At 56.6% G+C, this 4,172-nt stretch carries 4 protein-coding genes, 3 tRNA genes and 1 rRNA gene; all 8 read left to right on the forward strand.

What is annotated here, in order from left to right; translation table 11 throughout:
• Positions 1-9 precede the first annotated feature (9 nt).
• Positions 10-125, forward strand: a 5S ribosomal RNA gene (gene rrf, locus DM813_RS14915).
• 237 nt (positions 126-362) lie between these two features.
• Complete coding sequence (birA, locus tag DM813_RS14920) at positions 363-1,322, forward strand: bifunctional biotin--[acetyl-CoA-carboxylase] ligase/biotin operon repressor BirA (protein ID WP_128324170.1); 960 nt, start codon at positions 363-365, stop codon at positions 1,320-1,322.
• Positions 1,312-2,058 carry a pantothenate kinase gene (locus DM813_RS14925; protein WP_128324171.1) on the forward strand — a complete coding sequence of 249 codons (747 nt, stop codon included), beginning with the start codon at positions 1,312-1,314 and terminating at the stop codon, positions 2,056-2,058. The genes birA and DM813_RS14925 overlap by 11 nt, the downstream gene beginning before the upstream one ends.
• Before the next feature lie 7 nt (positions 2,059-2,065).
• A complete protein-coding gene (locus DM813_RS14930; RefSeq protein WP_128324172.1) occupies positions 2,066-2,494 on the forward strand; it encodes a hypothetical protein in 429 nt (142 codons plus the stop codon).
• Between the two features lie 143 nt (positions 2,495-2,637).
• A tRNA-Tyr gene (locus DM813_RS14935) sits at positions 2,638-2,722 on the forward strand.
• Positions 2,723-2,745: 23 nt separating this feature from the next.
• Positions 2,746-2,819 (forward strand) — tRNA-Gly (locus tag DM813_RS14940).
• A gap of 26 nt (positions 2,820-2,845) precedes the next feature.
• A tRNA-Thr gene (locus DM813_RS14945) sits at positions 2,846-2,921 on the forward strand.
• Positions 2,922-3,006: 85 nt separating this feature from the next.
• Positions 3,007-4,172: elongation factor Tu (gene tuf, locus DM813_RS14950; RefSeq protein WP_128321426.1), on the forward strand; the 1,166-nt coding region annotated here is incomplete at its 3' end.

Raw genomic sequence — 4,172 nt, forward strand, 5'->3', positions numbered from 1 at the left:
ACAGAATTTCTTGACGACCATAGAGCATTGGAACCACCTGATCCCATCCCGAACTCAGCAGTGAAACGATGCATCGCCGATGGTAGTGTGGGGTTTCCCCATGTGAGAGTAGGTCATCGTCAAGATTAAATTCCGAAACCCCTATCTGCACATGCAGGTAGGGGTTTTGTCTTTTCCGGCTGCCGCCAGTGCAACTCTCCCTCGATCCTGTGGGAGCGGGTTTACCGGGGCGCCGGACCGCCGCGAAAAGCCGCTGCGCGGTCGCCGGCCGGCCTCTGCCTCAACTACCAAAACCTTCAGTTTTCTATGCAATCTCTACGTGCATGGCTATCATGCCAGCCTCATTAAAAGTCGAGATTGGCATGCTTAAGTTGTTGAAGCTCCTCAAGGATGGCCGGTTCCATTCCGGGCAGGACCTGGGGGCCGCCCTTGGCGTAAGTCGCGCTGCCGTCTGGAAGCAATTGCAGCTTCTGGAGGCCGAGCTGAATCTGCCTATTCATAAAGTGCGCGGCCGCGGATATCAGCTGGCTGCGCCTTTGTCGTTGCTCGAAGAATCCGCTATTGCCGCACATTCGCAGAGTGAGTGCTGGCCGGCGTTGATATTTGACTCCATCGATTCGACCAATGCACAGGCCCTGCGCGCTATTAATGAGGGCCGGGCGGCGCCTTTTCTGGTGCTGGCCGAGCGCCAGACCGCGGGTCGCGGCAGGCGTGGGCGCCAATGGGTCAGCCCATTTGCCGAGAACCTCTACTACAGCCTGGTGTTGCGTATCGAAGGCGGTATGCGTCAGCTGGAGGGATTGAGTCTGGTCGTCGGGTTAGCGGTCATGCGCGCGCTTCAGTCGTTCGGTGTGGCGGATGTCGGCTTGAAGTGGCCGAATGATGTATTGGTTAATAATCAGAAAATCGCCGGTATTCTTCTGGAGTTGGTCGGTGATCCCGCTGATGTCTGCCATGTGGTGCTGGGGATTGGCATCAATGTAAATATGCAGGCATCGAGCGATATTGATCAGCAGTGGACCTCTGTTCGCCTTGAGTCAGGGGTGGCTATTGATCGCAACGAACTGGTTGCAAGGCTCAATCAGAGCCTGCAGCGCGATCTTGAGCGTCATCGCCAGGTGGGCTTCACCGGATTCCAGCAGGAATGGGAGCAAGCGCACCTATGGCAGGGGCGGCCCGTGTCCTTGATTGCGGGGATTAACAAGGTGGATGGCGTGGTGTTGGGTATCGATGGCCAAGGGGCGTTGCGCCTTGAAGTCGATGGTGTAGAAAAGAGCTTTAGTGGTGGTGAGCTCAGCCTGAGGTTGCGTGATGATTCTTGAGCTCGATTGCGGGAACAGCTTTATCAAGTGGCGTGTTATCCGCAGCGCCGGTGCGGTTGTTGTGGCGGGTGGGGTTGTTGACTCCGATCAGGCACTGCTGGAAGCAATTCAGGCGCTTGCGCAGCCGCCTCGACGCGCCCGCCTGGTCAGTGTCCGCAGTGAAGAGGAGACGAGCGACCTTTGCGCGTTGCTCGCCCGGCACTTTGGCCTTGAAGTGCTGGTTGCGCAGCCCGCTAGAGAAGTATCCGGTGTGCGAAATGGCTATGAGGATTACCAGCGCCTCGGGCTTGACCGTTGGCTTGCTGTCCTGGGTGCGTATCGCCTGGCAGGTGGCGCCTGCCTGGTAATGGATTTCGGCACGGCGGCCAAAGCCGACTTTGTCGCGGCCGATGGGGAGCACTTGGGTGGCTTCATCTGTCCAGGCATGCCATTGATGCGCAGCCAGTTACGTACGCACACGCGCCGCATCCGCTATGACGATGCATCTGCTGAGCGTGCACTGGGGAGCATGGCGCCTGGGCGTTCGACCGTAGAGGCGGTAGAGCGTGGCTGTGTTCACATGCTTCAAGGGTTCGTGCGTTCCCAGCTCGAGCACGCCGGTGGTTTGTGGGGGGATGACTTTACGGTGCTGCTGACCGGCGGCGATGCGCCGCTGGTGCAGGATGCTGCGCCTGGCGCGCGAGTGGTGCCGGACCTGGTGTTTGTCGGACTGGCCATGGCCTGCCCCCTGGAGTGAGGTGACTATGCGTTGGCTGTTTCTGTTGTTGGTGGTGCTCAATGGCGTTTATTACGTCTGGCATCAGCAGGAAGCACCGTTGAAGGCCAAGGAAGTGGCGCCGCTGTCGCTCTATAAGGGGAATCAGCAGGGAATTCATCTGCTGAGCGAATCAAACCAGGGTAAGCCAGCGCCTCAGCGTGGGCAGGAGTGCCTCTATATTGGTGGGCTAAGCACCCAGGAGCAGCTCAGTGCGTTGCGTCAGCGGCTGCTGACCCTGGATGTATCGGCGCTCCAGGTGTCTGGACGCCTTGGTGATGCTACCGGTTTGTGGCTGCAGATTGCCCCGCGTAGCCAGCGTTTGCTGGACGAAACGCTGCTTTCTAGTCTTTCCAATGATTTCAAAGACTTAAAACATAAAATAATGTTGTGCGAGGGTGTTGCAACGGTCGAATAGTTTGCATAGAATGGCGCCCGCTCCACAGGGAACACCACTAGATGGAAATCTGTGAAGCGCTGTCAAATTAGCTAACCTCAAGATTTTAATGAGAAAAAGCTTGACAGCAGGACGGCAAGAGTTGAAAATGCCGCCCACGTTCAGGAGGGGTTCCCGAGCGGCCAAAGGGATCAGACTGTAAATCTGACGTCTACGACTTCGAAGGTTCGAATCCTTCCCCCTCCACCATTTTAGCGAGAGCTGCACGCTCCGCGGGTATAGTTTAGTGGTAGAACCTCAGCCTTCCAAGCTGATGATGCGGGTTCGATTCCCGCTACCCGCTCCAAGTTTGCAGTTGTTGCACAGTGTTACGCTCTTGTAGCTCAGTTGGTAGAGCACACCCTTGGTAAGGGTGAGGTCAGCGGTTCAAATCCGCTCAAGAGCTCCATATAACAAGGCAGATATGAAAATATCTGCCTTTGTTTTAATGGTCGTATTGACTTGCTAATTTCTTCTTGCTGAGGGTTGTCTCGATGGCTAAGGAAAAGTTTGATCGTAGTCTGCCGCACGTTAACGTCGGCACCATTGGTCACGTTGACCATGGCAAGACCACGCTGACCGCAGCGCTGACTCGCGTCTGCTCCGAAGTTTTCGGTTCGGCTGTTGTCGAATTCGACAAGATCGACTCGGCTCCAGAAGAGAAAGCTCGCGGTATCACCATCAACACCGCGCACGTCGAGTACAACTCGAACATTCGTCACTACGCTCACGTTGACTGCCCAGGTCACGCTGACTACGTGAAGAACATGATCACCGGTGCTGCCCAGATGGACGGCGCGATCCTGGTTTGCTCGGCCGCCGATGGTCCGATGCCACAAACCCGTGAGCACATCCTGCTGTCCCGTCAGGTAGGCGTTCCGTACATCGTGGTCTTCCTGAACAAGGCTGACCTGGTAGACGACGCTGAGCTGTTGGAACTGGTCGAGATGGAAGTTCGCGACCTGCTGTCCACCTATGACTTCCCAGGCGACGACACCCCGATCATCATCGGTTCGGCTCGTATGGCGCTGGAAGGCAAAGACGACAACGAAATGGGCACCACCGCTGTCAAGAAGCTGGTTGAGACTCTGGACAGCTACATCCCAGAGCCTGAGCGTGCTATCGACAAGCCGTTCCTGATGCCAATCGAAGACGTATTCTCGATCTCGGGTCGTGGTACCGTTGTTACCGGTCGTATCGAGCGTGGTATCGTCCGCGTTCAGGACGCCCTGGAAATCGTTGGTCTGCGTGACACCACCACCACCACCTGCACCGGTGTTGAGATGTTCCGCAAGCTGCTGGACGAAGGTCGTGCTGGCGAGAACTGCGGCGTTCTGCTGCGTGGCACCAAGCGTGACGACGTTGAGCGTGGTCAGGTTCTGGTCAAGCCAGGTTCGGTTAAGCCGCACACCAAGTTCACCGCAGAAGTTTACGTTCTGAGCAAGGAAGAAGGCGGCCGTCATACTCCGTTCTTCAAAGGCTACCGTCCACAGTTCTACTTCCGTACTACTGACGTGACCGGTAACTGCGAGCTGCCAGAAGGCGTTGAAATGGTAATGCCAGGTGACAACATCCAGATGACTGTCACTCTGATCAAAACCATCGCAATGGAAGATGGTCTGCGTTTCGCTATCCGTGAAGGCGGTCGTACCGTCGGCGC

The organism is Pseudomonas alkylphenolica, assembly GCF_004025535.1.
GTDB lineage: Bacteria > Pseudomonadota > Gammaproteobacteria > Pseudomonadales > Pseudomonadaceae > Aquipseudomonas > Aquipseudomonas alkylphenolica_A.

What these genes read in the sequence shown, in the direction of transcription:
- birA (WP_128324170.1), top strand. Translation starts at nt 363, where the DNA reads ATGCTTAAGTTGTTGAAGCTCCTCAAGGATGGCCGGTTCCATTCCGGG.
- DM813_RS14930 (WP_128324172.1), top strand. Translation starts at nt 2,066, where the DNA reads ATGCGTTGGCTGTTTCTGTTGTTGGTGGTGCTCAATGGCGTTTATTAC.
- DM813_RS14925 (WP_128324171.1), top strand. Translation starts at nt 1,312, where the DNA reads ATGATTCTTGAGCTCGATTGCGGGAACAGCTTTATCAAGTGGCGTGTT.